Annotated in this window: 15 protein-coding genes; 3 read left to right on the top strand and 12 right to left on the bottom strand. The window is 38.6% G+C overall.

Features of this window, described 5'->3' with window-relative positions:
- Positions 1-13: 13 nt before the first annotated feature.
- From purF to purC, 5 genes are read right to left on the bottom strand one after another with little or no spacing between them, the layout of a single operon-like run.
- A complete protein-coding gene (purF, locus tag ACFP65_RS03315) occupies positions 14-1,468 on the bottom strand; it encodes an amidophosphoribosyltransferase (RefSeq protein ID WP_379915856.1) in 1,455 nt (484 codons plus the stop codon).
- Positions 1,444-3,675 (bottom strand): phosphoribosylformylglycinamidine synthase subunit PurL, encoded by a 2,232-nt coding sequence (purL, locus tag ACFP65_RS03320; RefSeq protein WP_379915857.1) that lies wholly within the window; start codon positions 3,673-3,675, stop codon positions 1,444-1,446. The genes purF and purL overlap by 25 nt, the downstream gene beginning before the upstream one ends.
- Positions 3,672-4,355 (bottom strand): phosphoribosylformylglycinamidine synthase subunit PurQ, encoded by a 684-nt coding sequence (gene purQ / locus ACFP65_RS03325; protein ID WP_379915859.1) that lies wholly within the window; start codon positions 4,353-4,355, stop codon positions 3,672-3,674. Before purQ ends, purL begins: the two co-directional genes overlap by 4 nt.
- A gap of 2 nt (positions 4,356-4,357) precedes the next feature.
- The gene (purS, locus tag ACFP65_RS03330; RefSeq protein WP_379915861.1) at positions 4,358-4,618 is read right to left on the bottom strand and encodes a phosphoribosylformylglycinamidine synthase subunit PurS; all 261 of its coding nucleotides are present in this window, start codon (positions 4,616-4,618) and stop codon (positions 4,358-4,360) included.
- A gap of 16 nt (positions 4,619-4,634) precedes the next feature.
- Positions 4,635-5,345: a phosphoribosylaminoimidazolesuccinocarboxamide synthase gene (gene purC / locus ACFP65_RS03335; RefSeq protein WP_379915863.1), complete on the bottom strand. Its 711-nt coding sequence runs from the start codon at positions 5,343-5,345 to the stop codon at positions 4,635-4,637.
- 317 nt (positions 5,346-5,662) lie between these two features.
- Here purC and ACFP65_RS03340 point away from each other — a divergent pair, with 317 nt between their 5' ends.
- The gene (locus ACFP65_RS03340) at positions 5,663-6,373 is read left to right on the top strand and encodes a DsbA family oxidoreductase (RefSeq protein ID WP_379915865.1); all 711 of its coding nucleotides are present in this window, start codon (positions 5,663-5,665) and stop codon (positions 6,371-6,373) included.
- A 400-nt stretch (positions 6,374-6,773) separates the two neighbouring features.
- Here the strand turns inward: ACFP65_RS03340 and ACFP65_RS03345 are convergent.
- A protein-coding gene (locus ACFP65_RS03345) for an IS3 family transposase (RefSeq protein WP_379915867.1) occupies positions 6,774-7,939 on the bottom strand; the annotation gives its coding sequence in 2 pieces (ribosomal slippage) (positions 6,774-7,663 and positions 7,663-7,939; 1,167 coding nt in all).
- 255 nt (positions 7,940-8,194) lie between these two features.
- Here ACFP65_RS03345 and ACFP65_RS03350 point away from each other — a divergent pair.
- Complete coding sequence (locus ACFP65_RS03350; protein WP_379915869.1) at positions 8,195-8,392, top strand: helix-turn-helix transcriptional regulator; 198 nt, start codon at positions 8,195-8,197, stop codon at positions 8,390-8,392.
- Between the two features lie 4 nt (positions 8,393-8,396).
- The gene (locus ACFP65_RS03355; protein WP_379915871.1) at positions 8,397-8,804 is read left to right on the top strand and encodes a hypothetical protein; all 408 of its coding nucleotides are present in this window, start codon (positions 8,397-8,399) and stop codon (positions 8,802-8,804) included.
- A 287-nt stretch (positions 8,805-9,091) separates the two neighbouring features.
- Here ACFP65_RS03355 and ACFP65_RS03360 read toward each other — a convergent pair whose 3' ends face one another.
- The 6 genes from ACFP65_RS03360 to ACFP65_RS03385 all read right to left on the bottom strand — a co-directional run bounded on the left by ACFP65_RS03360 (position 9,092) and on the right by ACFP65_RS03385 (position 15,949).
- Positions 9,092-10,573 carry a flotillin family protein gene (locus ACFP65_RS03360; RefSeq protein ID WP_379915873.1) on the bottom strand — a complete coding sequence of 494 codons (1,482 nt, stop codon included), beginning with the start codon at positions 10,571-10,573 and terminating at the stop codon, positions 9,092-9,094.
- 10 nt (positions 10,574-10,583) lie between these two features.
- Positions 10,584-11,174, bottom strand: a complete 591-nt coding sequence (locus ACFP65_RS03365) for a hypothetical protein (RefSeq protein ID WP_379915950.1) — start codon at positions 11,172-11,174, stop codon at positions 10,584-10,586.
- Between the two features lie 144 nt (positions 11,175-11,318).
- Positions 11,319-11,888, bottom strand: coding sequence for a hypothetical protein (locus ACFP65_RS03370; RefSeq protein WP_379915875.1), 570 nt, complete (start codon positions 11,886-11,888; stop codon positions 11,319-11,321).
- A 60-nt stretch (positions 11,889-11,948) separates the two neighbouring features.
- Entirely contained in the window at positions 11,949-12,305 is a 357-nt protein-coding gene (locus ACFP65_RS03375; protein WP_379915877.1) for a DUF4288 domain-containing protein, read from the bottom strand.
- A 151-nt stretch (positions 12,306-12,456) separates the two neighbouring features.
- Positions 12,457-13,911, bottom strand: coding sequence for a 6-phospho-beta-glucosidase (ascB, locus tag ACFP65_RS03380; protein ID WP_379915879.1), 1,455 nt, complete (start codon positions 13,909-13,911; stop codon positions 12,457-12,459).
- A gap of 76 nt (positions 13,912-13,987) precedes the next feature.
- Complete coding sequence (locus tag ACFP65_RS03385) at positions 13,988-15,949, bottom strand: beta-glucoside-specific PTS transporter subunit IIABC (protein WP_379915880.1); 1,962 nt, start codon at positions 15,947-15,949, stop codon at positions 13,988-13,990.
- Positions 15,950-15,952 lie beyond the last annotated feature (3 nt).

Here is a 15,952-nt window from a genome sequence, read left to right on the forward strand (position 1 = left end):
TTGTCTGTTCATTTTATTTGCTGAACATTGGATCTCGTTCATTGATTTTCTCTAGTGTATGCAGATAATCCATCTCGTAATCATATAATGGTGTTGGGAAATCTCCTGTAAAGTAAGACATACATAGACCATTATGTGGTGCATCGAATTTTAGCCCAATTGATTCCACGGTTCCGTCAATACTTAAAAACGATAAACTATCCGCGCCAATCACTTCTCTGATTTCTTCAACCGTGTGATCTGCCGCAATCAGTTCTTTTTGATTTTGAATATCGATTCCATAGAAACAAGGATACTTCAGTGGTGGAGAAGAAATCCGTACATGTACTTCAGCAGCTCCTGCATCTTTCAGGAGTTGAACAATACGTTTACTCGTTGTTCCTCGCACAATCGAATCATCAACCATAATGACTTTTTTACCAGCCACAACTCCTCTAACAGCAGACAATTTCATTCGAACACCTTGTTCACGTAGTTCTTGTGTTGGCTGGATAAAGGTTCTTGCAACATACTGATTTTTGACAAGTCCCATTTCATAAGGAATGCCGCTCTCTTCCGCGTAACCACTTGCAGCGGATAAAGAAGAGTTGGGCACACCAATGACCATATCAGCATCAATTGGTGATTCTTGAGCCAATCTTCTACCCATATTTTTACGTGCTGTATGAACATTGACACCTGCAATATCAGAATCTGGACGAGCGAAATAAATATATTCCATCGAACAGATTTGTAGTAAAGTATCTTCTGTGTATTTTTCAATCGTATAGCCTGCATCATTGATGATCACCATTTCGCCCGGTTCCACAGCGCGAACAAAGGTCGCTCCTACAACGTCCAAAGCACATGTTTCACTGGCCAGCACGTAAGCCCCGTTTTCCATCTGACCGATTGATAATGGTCTGAAGCCATTCGGGTCAAGCGCTCCAATCATTTCATTGGGTGTCATCATCAGATAAGCAAAAGCGCCTTTGATGACATTTAAACTTTCTTTGATTCTTTCAAGCAAGGTTTCTTTTTTGCTTCGGCGAATTAAGTGCATCAAGACTTCGGTATCTGAATTGGAATGGAAGATCGCACCTTCTTTTTCTAGTTCTTTTCTAAGCGTCATCGCATTGATCAAATTACCGTTATGGGCAAGCGCGATTTCTTCGTCATGAAATTTGAATAAAAACGGTTGAATATTTAAAATACTGTTGCTTCCAGCAGTACTATATCTGACATGCCCGATAGCCGCTTCGCCAACGAGTCTCGCAAGCTCTCTTTCGTCTTTGAAAACATCTGAAAGGAGACCTAGATCACGGTGACCTTTTAAGCGTCCATGGTTATTGGATACAATACCAGCGCCTTCTTGACCACGATGCTGTAGGCTATGGAGTCCAAAGTAATTCAAACTCGCTGCATCCGGATGTCCCCATACACCAAAGACGCCACATTCTTCATTTAAGCTTTTGATTTCAGCAACCACGGAATCGCTTCCTCCCATACTGTTTTCAGTTCATTGATGTCTAGTTCGATTTTTTGATCTTGTGTTTGAATGGCAGTCATTTTTGAGTCGGTCACTTCACCGATCTGAGTTGCTTTTCCTTGGAATAATTCTACTACGTTTTCTTCATGTTCTGGTTTAACAGAAAGGATAAAGCGTGATGGAGATTCAGAGAATAACCATTCTTTTGACATATCTACTGTAATGTCTGTGCCTAATGCGTTCTTGAAGGCTGATTCAACGAGCGCTACTGCAAGCCCACCTTCTGAAAGGTCATGGGCACTTTGGATCCAGCCGTTTCGAATCGCTTCGAGAACCTTATCTTGAATCTGTTTTTCTTTTTGAATATCGAAGTCGAACAACGTTCCTTCGATTCTACCTAATTGGAGTTTCTGCAACTCTGTTCCATTGAAATCTGGTTTGGTTTCTCCAACCAAGATAATTTTATCGCCGATTTGTTTGAAATCAGATGTCGTTACATGCGCAAGCTCTTTTACAAGTCCAACCATTCCAATCATCGGTGTAGGGTAAATCGCTTCTCCATTGGTTTCATTGTAAAGCGACACGTTTCCAGAAATAACCGGTGTTCCAAGCGCTTCACAAGCTGTTGAAATCCCATCAGCAGACGTCCAAAGTTCCCAGAACACTTCTGGTTTATCTGGATTACCATAATTCAAGCAGTCTGTGATCGCTAGCGGTTCGCCACCACTAGCCACGATATTTCTAGCGGCTTCAGCAACAGCCATCTGCCCCCCCACTTCTGGATTCAAGTATAGATAGCGTGCATTACAGTCTGTCGTCATTGCTAAAGCTTTTTGAGTCCCACGTATGCGTAGAACGGCCGCGTCACTTCCTGGTCCGACAACGGTGTTTGTACGCACCATCGAGTCATAGGTTTCAAAAATCGATTTCTTAGAGGCAATCGTTGGTTGTTGCAGTAATTGTTTCAGTGTTTCTCCAGCATCCGTTACGTCCGGATAAAAATCTTTCATTTCTTTGAAGCGTTGAATTCTTTCTGGTTCTGTGTACGGTTTATGATAGACAGGCGCTTCTTCTGCCAAGGCATCTACTGGTAAATCTGCCACCTGGACACCATGATGGAATAATTGATATTGACCATCATCTGTTACATGTCCAATATTGACAGCATCCAGTTCATACTTGGAAAATAATTCCTGCACGCGTTCTTCAGACCCTTTTGTTACACAGATCAGCATGCGTTCTTGAGATTCTGATAACATCATTTCATACGGTGTCATATGCGTTTCGCGTTGAGGAACATCATCTAAATTCAAGACCATTCCACTACCCGCTTTAGAAGCCATTTCAGAACTAGAAGAAACCAGTCCGGCTGCCCCCATATCTTGAATGCCGACTAGAATATCTTGATGATCTTGAATCAGTTCCAGACAAGCTTCCATCAATAGTTTTTCCATAAAGGGATCACCTACTTGAACAGCTGAACGTTCTGACTCTTCTTCATCACTGAACTCCACTGAAGCAAATGTCGCACCGTGAATGCCGTCGCGCCCTGTTTTAGCACCAACGTACATAATCGTATTTCCAACGCCTTTAGCCTGTCCTTTTTGAATGTCTTTGTGATCGATCAGTCCAACACACATCGCATTCACTAAAGGGTTCCCTTTATAAACGGGATCAAATCCAATTTCACCACCAACAGTCGGGATACCGATACAGTTACCGTATCCACCAATACCTGCGACCACTTCTTCCAGCAGATATTTTGTTCGTTCATTATCCAGTTCTCCAAATCTTAGAGAATCAAGCATTGCAATTGGACGCGCGCCCATACTGAAAATATCACGGATAATACCGCCCACACCGGTCGCTGCACCCTCATAAGGCTCTACCGCAGAGGGATGGTTATGACTTTCCGCTTTGAAAACGACCGCTTGACCGTCTCCGATATCGACAATCCCAGCACCTTCACCTGGCCCTTGAAGAACTTGAGGTCCGCTTGTTGGGAATTTACGTAAAACGGGTTTTGAATTTTTATAGGAACAATGCTCACTCCACATAACTGAGAACAAGCCCGTTTCCGTATAATTCGGTAAGCGACCAAGAATCTCTTCTGAAATCGTACGGTACTCTGCGTCCGTCAAACCCCATTCCGCATAAATTCTTTGCTCTTTGATCATTTCAGCTGTTGGTTCCTGGATGGTTTTCATACGTTAGCGGTCTCCTTTGCGAAATTTTGTATCATAGATTTGAAAAAGCGCAGACCGTCTTCTGAACCTAAAAGTTCTTCGATGGCACGTTCTGGGTGTGGCATCATACCGAGTACATTTCCTTTTTTGTTTACGATTCCGGCAATATTTTCTATAGATCCATTAGGATTTTCTGATGCATAAGAGAAGATAATTTGGTTGTGATCTTTCAAGTCTTGAAGCGTTTCAGGATCACAGTAATAACTGCCTTCACCGTGAGCAATTGGAATCGTTAATTTTTCTCCTTGTTCATAAAGAGAGGTAAAGTTTGTTTCGCTATTTTCTACTTTTAGTTCAACCGTTTTACAAATAAAGTGTAGCTGGTTGTTTCTCTGCAAAGCTCCTGGAAGCAGGCCGGCTTCTACTAAAATCTGGAATCCGTTACAGGTTCCAAAAACAGGCTTTCCTTCTTCAGCGAATCTTTGAACTTCACTCATAATATTGGAGAAGCGAGAAATTGCGCCACTTCTGAGGTAATCCCCATAAGAGAAACCACCTGGTAGTAAGACACCATCGAATCCTTCTAGGCTTGTTTCAGTGTGAGAAACATACTCTGCTTCTTCTCCTGCACCATCTCTGATTGCATGAAGTAAGTCCACATCACAGTTTGAACCTGGGAATTGAACAACAGCGAATCTCATCCTTACACCGTCTCCTTTACTTTTTCAATTTCATAACGGTAGGTTTCCATAACCACGTTCGCTAACAGCTTGTCACAGATGGTTTCAATTGTTTCTTCAATGGCTCTTTCTTCTTGACTAGAAACCTTGATTTCAAAATACTTTCCAATTCGAATATCCTCAATTTCATCAAATCCCATACGGTGAACAGCACCTCTAACCGCTTCCCCTTGAGGGTCAAGAATCGATTCTTTATACGTTACATATACTTTTACGTTATACATGGGTTCAGTTCTCCTTTTATCTTTGAGTAAGTCGATTCAATATTTCTTCATACAGTGGAATGATATCTCCCAGATCTTTTCTGAAAACATCTTTATCTAACCTATCGTTCGTGTTTAGGTCCCATAGTCGACAAGTATCTGGTGAAACTTCATCGGCCAAAAGAATCGTGTTGTCTGATGTCTTTCCAAACTCCAATTTGAAATCGACTAAGCGAACAGACATCTTTTCAAATATTTCCTGAAGAGCAGTGTTAATCTCTAAAGCTTGTTTTTTAATTTCGGTTACTTGTCGTTCTGTTGCCAAATCAAGCACTCGTATATGATCTTCATTGATAATCGGATCATTTAAAGCATCTTCTTTAAGATAAAACTCTAGAACTGGAAATGATAAAGGTGTCCCTTCTTCTACACCTAGTCTTTTCGAAAAGCTTCCAGCAGCAACGTTTCTAACGACCACTTCCAGTGCAAACATCTCTACTTTCTGAATGACTTGTTCTGTTTCAGACAATTGCTTAACAAAATGACTTTGAATACCAACTTCTTTTAATTTTTCAAAAATGCGACTGGTGATTTGATTGTTCAACCTACCTTTTCCAGCGATTATTTCTTTTTTCGCTCCATTCCCAGCAGTTGCTTGGTTCTTGTAGGCTACCCAAAGTAACTCAGGATCATCTGTCTTATAAAGCTCTTTTGCTTTTCCTTCATAAAGTAATGCTAGTTTCTCCAAAAAACTACCCCTCCAACTATAAAGCTAATCACGAACATTATTATCTAAAATACCGTTAAATGTTATCTATTGATTTCATAATAGAGTTTGAGGAGAATATAGTCAACCTTTTGCAGGATATCTACAAATAAATATCGTTTATTGTTCGTATTTAAAAATATAAATCCATATTTTATATCATGTAAAGTTGTATCAACAATTAAAAGACGAACAATAAGGTTTGCGATTATATTTCAGACCTATTCCTATAGTATTGTATTTTCTCTAAACTATTGGTATAGTATAGTTACTTACTTTTAGGAAGCGAAGTGAAATATATGATGAAAATTGAAGTTTGGTCAGACTATGTTTGCCCATTTTGCTATATAGGAAAAAGAGAGCTTGAACAAGCGATAAAAGAAACTGGATTGTCTGATCATGTGGACGTTCAGTTCAAGGCTTATGAATTAGACCCAACAACACCTTTAACCGGTGAAGATCCGCTTAAAGAGAGCTTAATGCAGAAAAAAGGTATGAGCGCTTCTCAAGTAGATGGAATGTTTGAATCCGTAACAGAGCGTGCTAAAACAGTGGGTCTGGATTATGATTTTTCTAAAATGATTAATGCCAACACAAAAAAATCTCATCGATTAGCTAAATACGCTGAGGCTAATGGAAAAGGCGCTGAAATTGACGAAGCTTTATTAAAAGCTCATTTTTTAGATAACCTTGCCTTGAATGTCGATGAAGTTTTACTCGATATTGCTGAAAACGTAGGCTTGTCTCGCGAAGGTGCCCAAGAAGTGTTGTCTAGTGATCAGTACGCTGAAGATGTTGCTAGAGATATCCAAGAAGCACAAGCTATTGGTGTACAAGGCGTGCCTTTCTTTGTTCTTGAAAGAAAATATGCCATCTCTGGTGCCCAACCCCAACAACTCTTTCAAGAAACCCTTCAAAAAGTTGCCGATGAGTTAGGGATTAAACTTGGTTTACAAGTCATGGGTGATTCAGGCGTAGGGCTATGTGAAGACGGAAGCTGTTCTATTTAAATGAATTAAAAAAGATGACTACTCTGATTACTGTCAGGATAGTCATCTTTTTTATGTAGAGTGAAAATGTATATCATAAACAGTCTATTTCTTGGTTCTTGTGTTAACATTTGACATACAAAGCCTCTTTCTTTACGGTTATTTTAAGAACAAGAGTCATCAATGAAGAAATACTTAAACTTTGAATTCAATCATATATTTCGAAAGGAGAAATTTGTGTGCACCCTTTATTGTTAGTATTATTAATCCCTTTAGGGCTTTCCGCGCTATGGGGAATGCTTCTTCGTGGCAAAGCTTATGAAGACATGAGTAAGGAACACAAAAAGGAAAATAAGTAACAAAAAGCACTCACCTTCTAATAGACTGACATAGTACTTTGAGACAACTATAAAACACCTCGTTAGGCTACTTGCGCCCCAAATTCTTTGGGTGTCAGGTAGCCTAATTTTTCTAGGATCCGATCTTCATTATAATAGCGGATATATTCTTCCACCTTTTCTACGACGTGGAGATTGGTTATCGAATTGAATTTGACGTACTGAAATTCCTCTGACTTGATATTGGAATGAAATGACTCAATGACCGCGTTATCCCAACAATTTCCGCGACGAGACATACTACTGATAAGATGGCTGGTCTTAACCAAATCTTGGTATGCATAGGAAGTATAGACACTTCCTTGGTCGGAATGAATGATGACCCCTTCGGGGTTTCCCCTTAATTCCAGTGCCTCTTTCAGCGTGTCGATGATCAATGACGTCTGTTGGTGATCATACATTTTATACGCGACAATTTCATTATTAAACAAATCCATGATCGTTGATAGATACATTGTCGAACTTCCGTACTGAATATAGGTAATATCTGTTACCCATTTTTGGTTCGACGCAGAAGCAGCGAAATTGCGTTGGAGAAGATTCGGCGCTACGATGACCGATTCACCTTGCGATTTCCATTTACGTTTCGGTTTTATCCGACATTGTAGGTGATGCTTTTGCATAATGGATTGAACCGTATTTCGATGCCTATCCAAGTTGTATCTTTCCTTCAATGACTTCTTGATTTTTCGATGGCCGAAACGATACTTTGTTTTCTTGCACAATACGATAATTGCTTCTTCCACTTCTGTCAGTACAATTGTATCGCCTTCGGCGAGCCATCTGTAATAAGTGGAGCGAGGCACACCCAATGTAGACAGAATTGCCGTGATTGTATATTTATGCCGGTATACTTCGACCAATTGAAGTATTATTTCTTTTTCAACTCCTCTTTTATTTCCAAGTACTTTTTTAAAATTTCATTTTCCATTTTTAAATGTGCGTTTTGTTTATTTTTCTTCTCATCTTCACTTTCAAATTCCGGCCCATGTCCATAAGAATATTGTTTACCGATTGGTTGGTCGAAACGGTGTATTTCATCTTCACGGTACCATCTCATCCATGTTTTAATTTGTGATCTATTTTTGATTCCATGTTTCTCCATAATCTCTTTGTTTGTCAGCTGGCCGTTCATTTTGTCTTTTACTACGGCCCATTTTGTCTCACTTGAATATACATTTTTGCCCAAGCAAAAACACCTCCGATTTTAGTACTTGAAGTAAGTGTACCATTTCGAAGGTGTTTTATACTGTCTCATTTAATTATGTTAGTCTATAAGTAGTTATACGAAGAGTGGGTGCTTTTTTATCGAATGATTGTTGATATAAGTCAGTAGAGTTTTTAATCAAGTTAATATTATTAAAAATGCAATGTATACATTACATTAAGTCATATATATGTTACGCTAACTATATTAAATAAATAAAGGAGTTTGATAATATTCGTGGAAAATAAAATAAAAATAGCTCGTATCCAAGCTGATCTTACGCAACAACAGTTAGCTGAAAAAGTAAATGTTACTCGTCAGACCATTAGTTTGATTGAGAAAGGTAAATACAATCCCTCTTTAAAACTCTGTCTTAGCATCTGTTATGCCGTCAATAAAACATTGGATGAACTATTCTGGAAGGAAAGGGACTGATATAATGAAAAAAAATACAGATGAGCGTTTAATATTGAAAAATTTGAAGAACATCAGAATAGCTTATGTGATTCAAACGATAGGTATCTTTATGATATTAGCTTATGACAGAATCACTATAGGCTCTAATGCTTTGCGCGGAAATCCGTTATGGTTTGTTTTTATCATCTCAACTACTATATTAGTATTTTCCTCTATAACTATTAGTGTAGATCATGAAGTTCAAAAAAGAGTAACCAAAAAAAGCCTTCTTATCTCTATCGCTATTATTGCATTTATTTCTATTGCAGTTGGTATTTTTGCACCGTTCACGAGTGAATCTGGTCCAATAAGTGGATTTATCACAGGCGGAATATTTTTCATTTGCGTTTTTGTACCCTATATGTATCTTTATTATCTTCGTAATAAATAAAAAAATTAGACAATCATAAAAGAATCGGTTCAGAAACTTCACTCGATTGATTATAGTACTTCAAAGGATTCATGATTATATGGATTCGTTTATGCAAAAATTAAAAAGATGACTATTCTCTTTTCAATCAGAGTAGTCATCTTTTTTTCCGCTAGTTAACTGTATATCTCACTTGCTTCAATAACCGTTTATGTTCATAAATTCAACAGAGTCGCCTAACAGAACCTCATATTGTATCCATTCATTATGAAAACCCGCCACAATGTGACGGGTCTTATTCTGTTTGTCTATTCTGTTACTGATTCACTGTTTTCAGATAAAACTGATTCACTTTTTCCTGATTCTTTTAATGTATTGTTTAATTCTCTTACTTGGCCACCGACATTTTTTGTGCCAGCATATGATTCGATTAAACTAGCGAGATCTAAACCAACAGCGTCTTTGAAGGCTTCTTGTGATGATGCTAATGTGTTCAAAGCAGTATTGGTCAGAGATGATGCACCTTTACCGTTTCCACTGTCGACAACAGTAATCTTGTCGATATTACCTAGCGGCTCAGAAGCAGCACGAATCATTTCAGGATACGCTTCGATCATCAAAGTAGCGATGGCTTCTTGTCCGTATTCTTTTAAGGCTTTAGCCAGAGCGGTTTTACTTTCAGCTTCAGCTTTACCGATTTCACGGATACTTTCAGCTTTTGCTTTACCGTTCAGTTCAATTTCTTTCGCACGTGCTTCAGATTCAGCGATAGCTTTTGATTTGTTCGCTTCAGATTCTGTTTCGATGGCATAACGCTCAGCGTCAGCTTTCTTACGAACAGAAGCGTCGTATTCACGTTCTTTTCTAATGGTTTCTTTTTCTTGTAATTCAATTTGTTTCTCACGCTCGATGATTTGAGCGTTACCTTGTTCGATAAGGACTTGTTTTTGTAATTTTGCTTTTTCTAACTCGTAGGCACTTTCAGCTTGTGCTGTAGCTACATTTTCTTGTCGTTTATATTCTGCAATACGTAAGCTCTTATCTTTTTCAGATTCAGCTGTTTCCGTTTGACGTTGCAATTCAGCCTTTTTCGATTGTTGTTCAGCTAGGGCACGTTCAATACGGGTTTCTTTATCGGCTCTCGCTGACTGAATATCCGCATCACGTCTAACTTCAGCGATACGTCCTTGACCAAGTGAGTCTAAATACCCGTTTTTATCCGTTACTTCTTTTAAGGTGAAAGAAACAATCGTTAGACCCATTTTAGCTAGATCGACTGAAGCAACTTTTTGTACATCTTGACTGAATCGATCTCTATTTTGATAGATTTCTTCGACCGTCAGCGAACCTAAAATCGAACGCAAGTGACCTTCTAACACTTCACGTGCTTCGTTTTCTAAATCTTCTGTAGCTTTACCAAGATACTGTTCAGCAGCAGTAGCGATATCTTCGGTTGTTGAACCGACTTTGATGATAACTGTTCCGTCTGCGGTAACCGGTACCCCTTCTTTGGTATAAACGTCAGGTGTACTCACTTTCAGTTTAGAAGATAACAGAGATAAGGTTCTAGCAGATTGAATAACAGGTAAGACGAATGAACCGCCCCCACTCACGATCTTCATCTTGTTATTTGTGTTTGGATCTGTGTAGACATTTCTGTTTCCGAGTGCCGTTCCACTGATAATCAGTGCAATATCTGGTGAGGCAATACGGTAACGACTAATGAGTAAAATGATAACGATCAGTGAAATGGCAACAATGCCGATGATTCCAAAAAGTCTTGCGTCCATGAATAAATTCCTACTTTCGTTTTCTGTTTTTTGTGTTTGAGTTCCATGTTGGTTGTTGCTCATTTGTTGCTTGGATTGCATTCGTGTACGGTAAAACGTATAAGAAGGAGTCTTTAACGTCCATGACTAGGACATTTGTGCCTTGCTCGATAAACGTCACAGGGTCACTACTATTTTCGTAAATCTTAGCCATTCTATTAGTTTTTGTAAAACCGGTATACACTAACACTTCTCCCACGCCATCAGCTGTGATTGAAACCGATACTGTACCTTCTTTGCCTTCGAGTTGACGAATAGATGTCGCACTCGAATTTTCTGAACGGCTTCGAAAGGGGATAATCACGAAGATGTTAAGTAAAACGATTCCGGTCACAACAGTTACAAGTATAAGTATAAACAGCCCAATCGAAATAGAGGCGTTATCAGGCATGCTTTCGTTGATCATATAACCAATGAATACGGCAATCATTAGACTGACGAACAGATCACTGATATCAAAAAAACCGATCGTCACGATCTCACGTAGTGGTATCGTAAGCAAGGCTAAGATCAGACAAGCGACGAAAGCCAGTTGCATATATGTTTGGTTGGATAAAATCATTTCAATCAAATAAAGTTCACCCCCTTTCAATTTTTCTTTATGTATCCATGCAAAAATCACTTTAACCTGTCTAGCTCTTTTTGACACTTTCTAAATTCAGTATAGCACTTTAAGTACGCTTTAAGTGAAGTGAATGTGAACGATTCACTCTACTTTTCTAATCTCATTGAACAACCTGTCGATTTCTTTTCTATCTTTAAAAGGTGTTTCAAAGATTTCGATCATGGCCAAGAAGTTAGTTAATTCGGGCGATGCTTCTACCAGTTCTTTGGTTGTCATGCCTCTCAAAAAGGAAAAATCATAGCTAAACAACTGACTGCCTGATTCTATTACTCCAACTGTCTTCTCCACTGCAATCACCATAGTCAAGTCATCAAAGTAAGGTTGAAACATACCTTCTCCAGATACACGGATTTCATCATAATATAGTTGACTCTTCTCGTTTTTCACTACTTTATAAAGTTGTATCTCTATTGCTTCACCTGAATATGCCGGAGAACATTTTATATTGTATTCCAAAATTTCCAGATGAGCTTTTACTATGTTTTCAAGAGGGTATTCTTCCAAATCTACTAGTTTTCTAACTACTTCAATAGGAACTTCCTTTACTTCTACAATATTCAACCGGTCAAGATACTTAGTTACCAATGCTTTCGAATCTTTCTCAGCTACCGGTTCTCCTGGATCAATGATTCCTCTAAATTCAGTGCCCAAACTGATTCCTCCTATCTATTTGAAATTCACCTAGACAACTAGCGCATTCTCTTTACTCTTTTAAATGGTCTTTTCCCAATCGAGATCAGAAAAGTATTGCGCCATAACCCCATCTAACGTCAAATTTTCTTCTATAAAGAATCGACTGTACACTTCAGCGCCCCGTTCGAAAGTTACTTTATCTACCATTTCGAAGACATCTACTATTCTAACGACTTTCCAGTAAACACTTTCCCCTGATTCGACCTGGTAAGGTTCTTCGGTATTCTCTTCATAAACGATTTGTTTTAGTACTTTAGAGTCAATTTTTTCATCAAATTGGTAAAGCAAGATGCGATGCTCAAAATGGTTTCTTATTAAATGGTCACTTGCATTGAATGACCCCATCAGTAAACTAACGGCTTGATTTACTCCCATGTTCTGTTCTCCTTCAGAGATTGAATGGATGATTATCTCTCCTTTTCAGTATACACATTTACAATTAAAAGAGGGAGCAACGATTGGTTGCCCCTCTTTTAATTTACAAAAAAACGGAAGAATCCTTAAGATCCTTCCGTTTTTTCTTTAATTATGCTAAATCTTCACCATTTGATTCAATCACTTTTTTATACCAGAAAAATGAATCTTTTTTAGAACGGTCTAGTGTTCCGTTACCATGATTGTCTTGATCTACATACACGAAACCATAACGTTTAGCCATTTCACTTGTTGAGGCACTGACTAAGTCAATACATCCCCAGCTAGTGTATCCCATTAAGTCGACGCCATCTTTAACAGCTTCTCTCATCTGTTCGATGTGTTTTCTCAAGTATTCGATACGGTAATCGTCATGAATACTACCATCTTCTTCTACTTTATCGTAAGCACCTAAGCCATTTTCAACGATGAATAGAGGTTTTTGGTAACGTGAATACATATCATTAAGAGTATAACGTAATCCGATTGGATCAATCTGCCATCCCCAATCAGACGTTTCTAGATAGTTATTCTTCACTCCACCAAATAAGTTTCCACCAACACTATCGTCACTTTCTTTAGAACTAACGGATAGTGACATGTAATAACTAAACGAAATGAAGTCTACTGTATAAGCTTTCAAGATTTCGTCGTCTCCACGTTCTTTTTGAATATTGATATTGTTTTCGTCAAAATAACGTTCCATATAAGTTGGGTACTCTCCACGAGCATGTACATCTGTGAAGAATAAGTTCATTTGATTTTCGTGTTGTGCTAATAATACGTCTTCTGGATTATTTGTTTCTGGATAGAACGTTGAACGAGCCAACATACATCCAACTTGGAATTCTGGATTGATCTCACGAGCTAGTTTAGTTGTTAAGGCACTCGCTACAAATTGATGATGGGCTGCTTGGTAGCTTAGTTGCGTTGGGTTTTCAGCATCTTCTGTTAAAACTCCTGCACCAGTATACGGGCTCATCGTTACAATATTGATTTCGTTGAATGTTAACCAGTATGTCACTTTATCTTTATAACGTTTAAAGACTGCTTCTGCATAGTTCAAGAAAAAGTCTACAACTTTTCTATCTGTCCAGCCGTTATATTTCAAGGTTAAATTTAGGGGTGTTTCATAGTGAGAAAGGGTTACTAAAGGTTCGATTCCGTATTTTTTACATTCATCAAATACTTTATCGTAGAAAGCTAGACCTTCTTCATTCGGCTCTTGATCATCACCATTTGGGAAAATTCTTGCCCAGTTAATTGAAAGTCTGAATACTTTGAAACCCATTTCTGCTAGCAATGCGATGTCTTCTGCATATCTGTGATAAAAATCCGTACCAAAACGTTTAGGGAATGTAGCATCAGATTGACCATCTAAGATCGCTTGGATTTCTTCTCTAGTTACATCTAAAGCATGTCCACCAGTGCGTTCTTCTTTGGGAACAAACTTAACCATATCTGCAGTAGATAATCCTTTACCGCCTTCGTTATAAGCACCTTCGTACTGATTGGCAGCAGTAGCGCCACCCCATAAAAAATCTTTCTTGAATCCTTTGACTGACAAAATAACTCCACCTTCCAAATATGATGCAGGTAGCGTTTGTTCGCTACCTACACTTTTACAATGTTTAGTACTTTTTTTATATAACGACTGTCATAAGATAATCGTTTGTTGATACTGCTGTTTTATCTGTTGTTAAAAGATCTAGATAGTGATCTGCATTTGTAACCAATACCGGTGTTGTTACTGGGTAACCTGCTTTTTTGATTAAATCGATATCGAATTCAATTAATGTTTGACCAACTTCAACGCGATCTCCAGTTTTAACGTGAGCAGTAAAGCCTTCACCATCTAATTGAACCGTATCCATACCAACGTGAATCAGTAATTCTACGCCTTCATCACTAGTGATACCAATTGCATGACCTGTAGGGAACAACGCTGTAACTTCACCATTTACTGGTGAAACGACTTTACCTTCTGTTGGTTCAATTGCTACCCCTTTACCCATTGCGCCTGATGAGAAAGCTTCATCTTTCACTTCACTTAATGGTAATACAGTTCCTGTTACAGGACTTTCAATGACTTCCTTTTCTACATATGATTCGCCATTTGCTTGTACGATTGCGCCTTCAGTTGTTGATGCAGATTTTGTTTCAATTCCTTGATCAGTTGCCACTTCAGCTTCACCAAACAATGTTCCAAATCCTACTAGATACGTTACGACAGCTCCGAAGATAAGACCAGCTACTGAAATACCAATAATCGTAAATAAGTTTTGAACGCCTGATTGAGCTGGATCTAGGAAGTTTGTGTAACCAAACACCCCTAGTCCACCGATAATATAACTTTTTGTTTCAAAGAGAGCTAGTGCTGCTCCACCTAGTGCTCCACCAATACAACTGATGATGAATGGTTTTCTTAGTGGTAAAGAGATACCATAGATTGCTGGCTCTGTTACACCAAAGAACCCTGAAATGATTGCTGGTACTGCTAAAGTTTTAACCTTTGTTTCTTTTGTTTTCAAGAATACACCAATGATTGCGCCGGTTTGTGCAAATGAAGCGATAAATGATAGAGCTAAAATCGGATCAAATCCGTAAACTGACAAGTTGTTAATTGCAACTGGAACAAGCCCCCAATGTAATCCAAAGATTACAAGAATTTGCCAGAATCCACCAATCAATAATCCTGCAATAATTGGGCTAAATTCGTAAACTGCTAGAGTACCTGCACCAATCATGTTAGCTGCAATATTTGCTACCGGCCCAATGACCATGAATGTTAATGGAACAACTACAAGTAACGTAGCAAATGGAACCAAGAACAATTTCACAACATCTGGAATAATTTTTTTCATCAATTTCTCTATTTTAGAAGCAAAAAACACTGCTAAAATAATTGGAATAACGGTAGAACCATAGCCACCTTGCGGTAAGATAACTGGAAGTCCTAAAAAGTCTAGATATACAGGCGATTCAAACAATGTGCCCGGGAAGAGTGTATACAACACCTCACCGCCTGTAATTCCTGCAATCGTTGGATAAACGAGTGCTGCACCGATTGCCATCGCAATAAATGGCGCTACTTTAAATTTCTGAGCAGCTGTATATGCCAAGAAGATTGGGAAGAAATAAAATAGTGAGTCTCCGATCGCGTTCAAAATCTGGTACGTTCCTGAAGATTCCGTTAATACATTAGTCGCTAGGAACAATGCGTTGAATCCTTTGATCATCCCAGTTGCTGCTAATACACCTAGTACCGGTTGGAAGATACCAGAAACTAAATCGATAAACTGATCTAACGGATTCCCTTTAGGTCCTGTATCTTCATCCGTTGAATCAGAAGCGTCTCCTAGGTTTCCTTCTTTTAATACTTGCGCGTAAACATCAGGAACATGGTTACCAATAACAACTTGGTATTGTCCGCCACTTTTCATAACGGTTACAACACCATCCATATTTTTAAGATGATCTGTGTTCGCTTTTTCTTCATCTTTCAGTTTGAAGCGTAATCTTGTGATACAGTGCGTTAAGCTATTGACGTTTTCTTTGCCCCCGACATTGTCTAGGATTTCTTTTGCTAATTCTTCGTAAGCCATTAC

It is taken from the genome of Marinilactibacillus sp. GCM10026970 (assembly GCF_042660675.1).
In the GTDB taxonomy this organism is placed as follows: Bacteria; Bacillota; Bacilli; order Lactobacillales; family Carnobacteriaceae_A; genus Marinilactibacillus.

Coding starts and splice junctions, on each gene's coding strand:
- purS (WP_379915861.1), bottom strand. CDS start 4,618: ATGTATAACGTAAAAGTATATGTAACGTATAAAGAATCGATTCTTGAC.
- ACFP65_RS03375 (WP_379915877.1), bottom strand. CDS start 12,305: ATGGGAGTAAATCAAGCCGTTAGTTTACTGATGGGGTCATTCAATGCA.
- ACFP65_RS03355 (WP_379915871.1), top strand. CDS start 8,397: ATGAAAAAAAATACAGATGAGCGTTTAATATTGAAAAATTTGAAGAAC.
- purL (WP_379915857.1), bottom strand. CDS start 3,675: ATGAAAACCATCCAGGAACCAACAGCTGAAATGATCAAAGAGCAAAGA.
- ACFP65_RS03365 (WP_379915950.1), bottom strand. CDS start 11,174: ATGATTTTATCCAACCAAACATATATGCAACTGGCTTTCGTCGCTTGT.
- ACFP65_RS03340 (WP_379915865.1), top strand. CDS start 5,663: ATGATGAAAATTGAAGTTTGGTCAGACTATGTTTGCCCATTTTGCTAT.
- ACFP65_RS03385 (WP_379915880.1), bottom strand. CDS start 15,949: ATGGCTTACGAAGAATTAGCAAAAGAAATCCTAGACAATGTCGGGGGC.
- purQ (WP_379915859.1), bottom strand. CDS start 4,355: ATGAGATTCGCTGTTGTTCAATTCCCAGGTTCAAACTGTGATGTGGAC.
- ACFP65_RS03360 (WP_379915873.1), bottom strand. CDS start 10,573: ATGGACGCAAGACTTTTTGGAATCATCGGCATTGTTGCCATTTCACTG.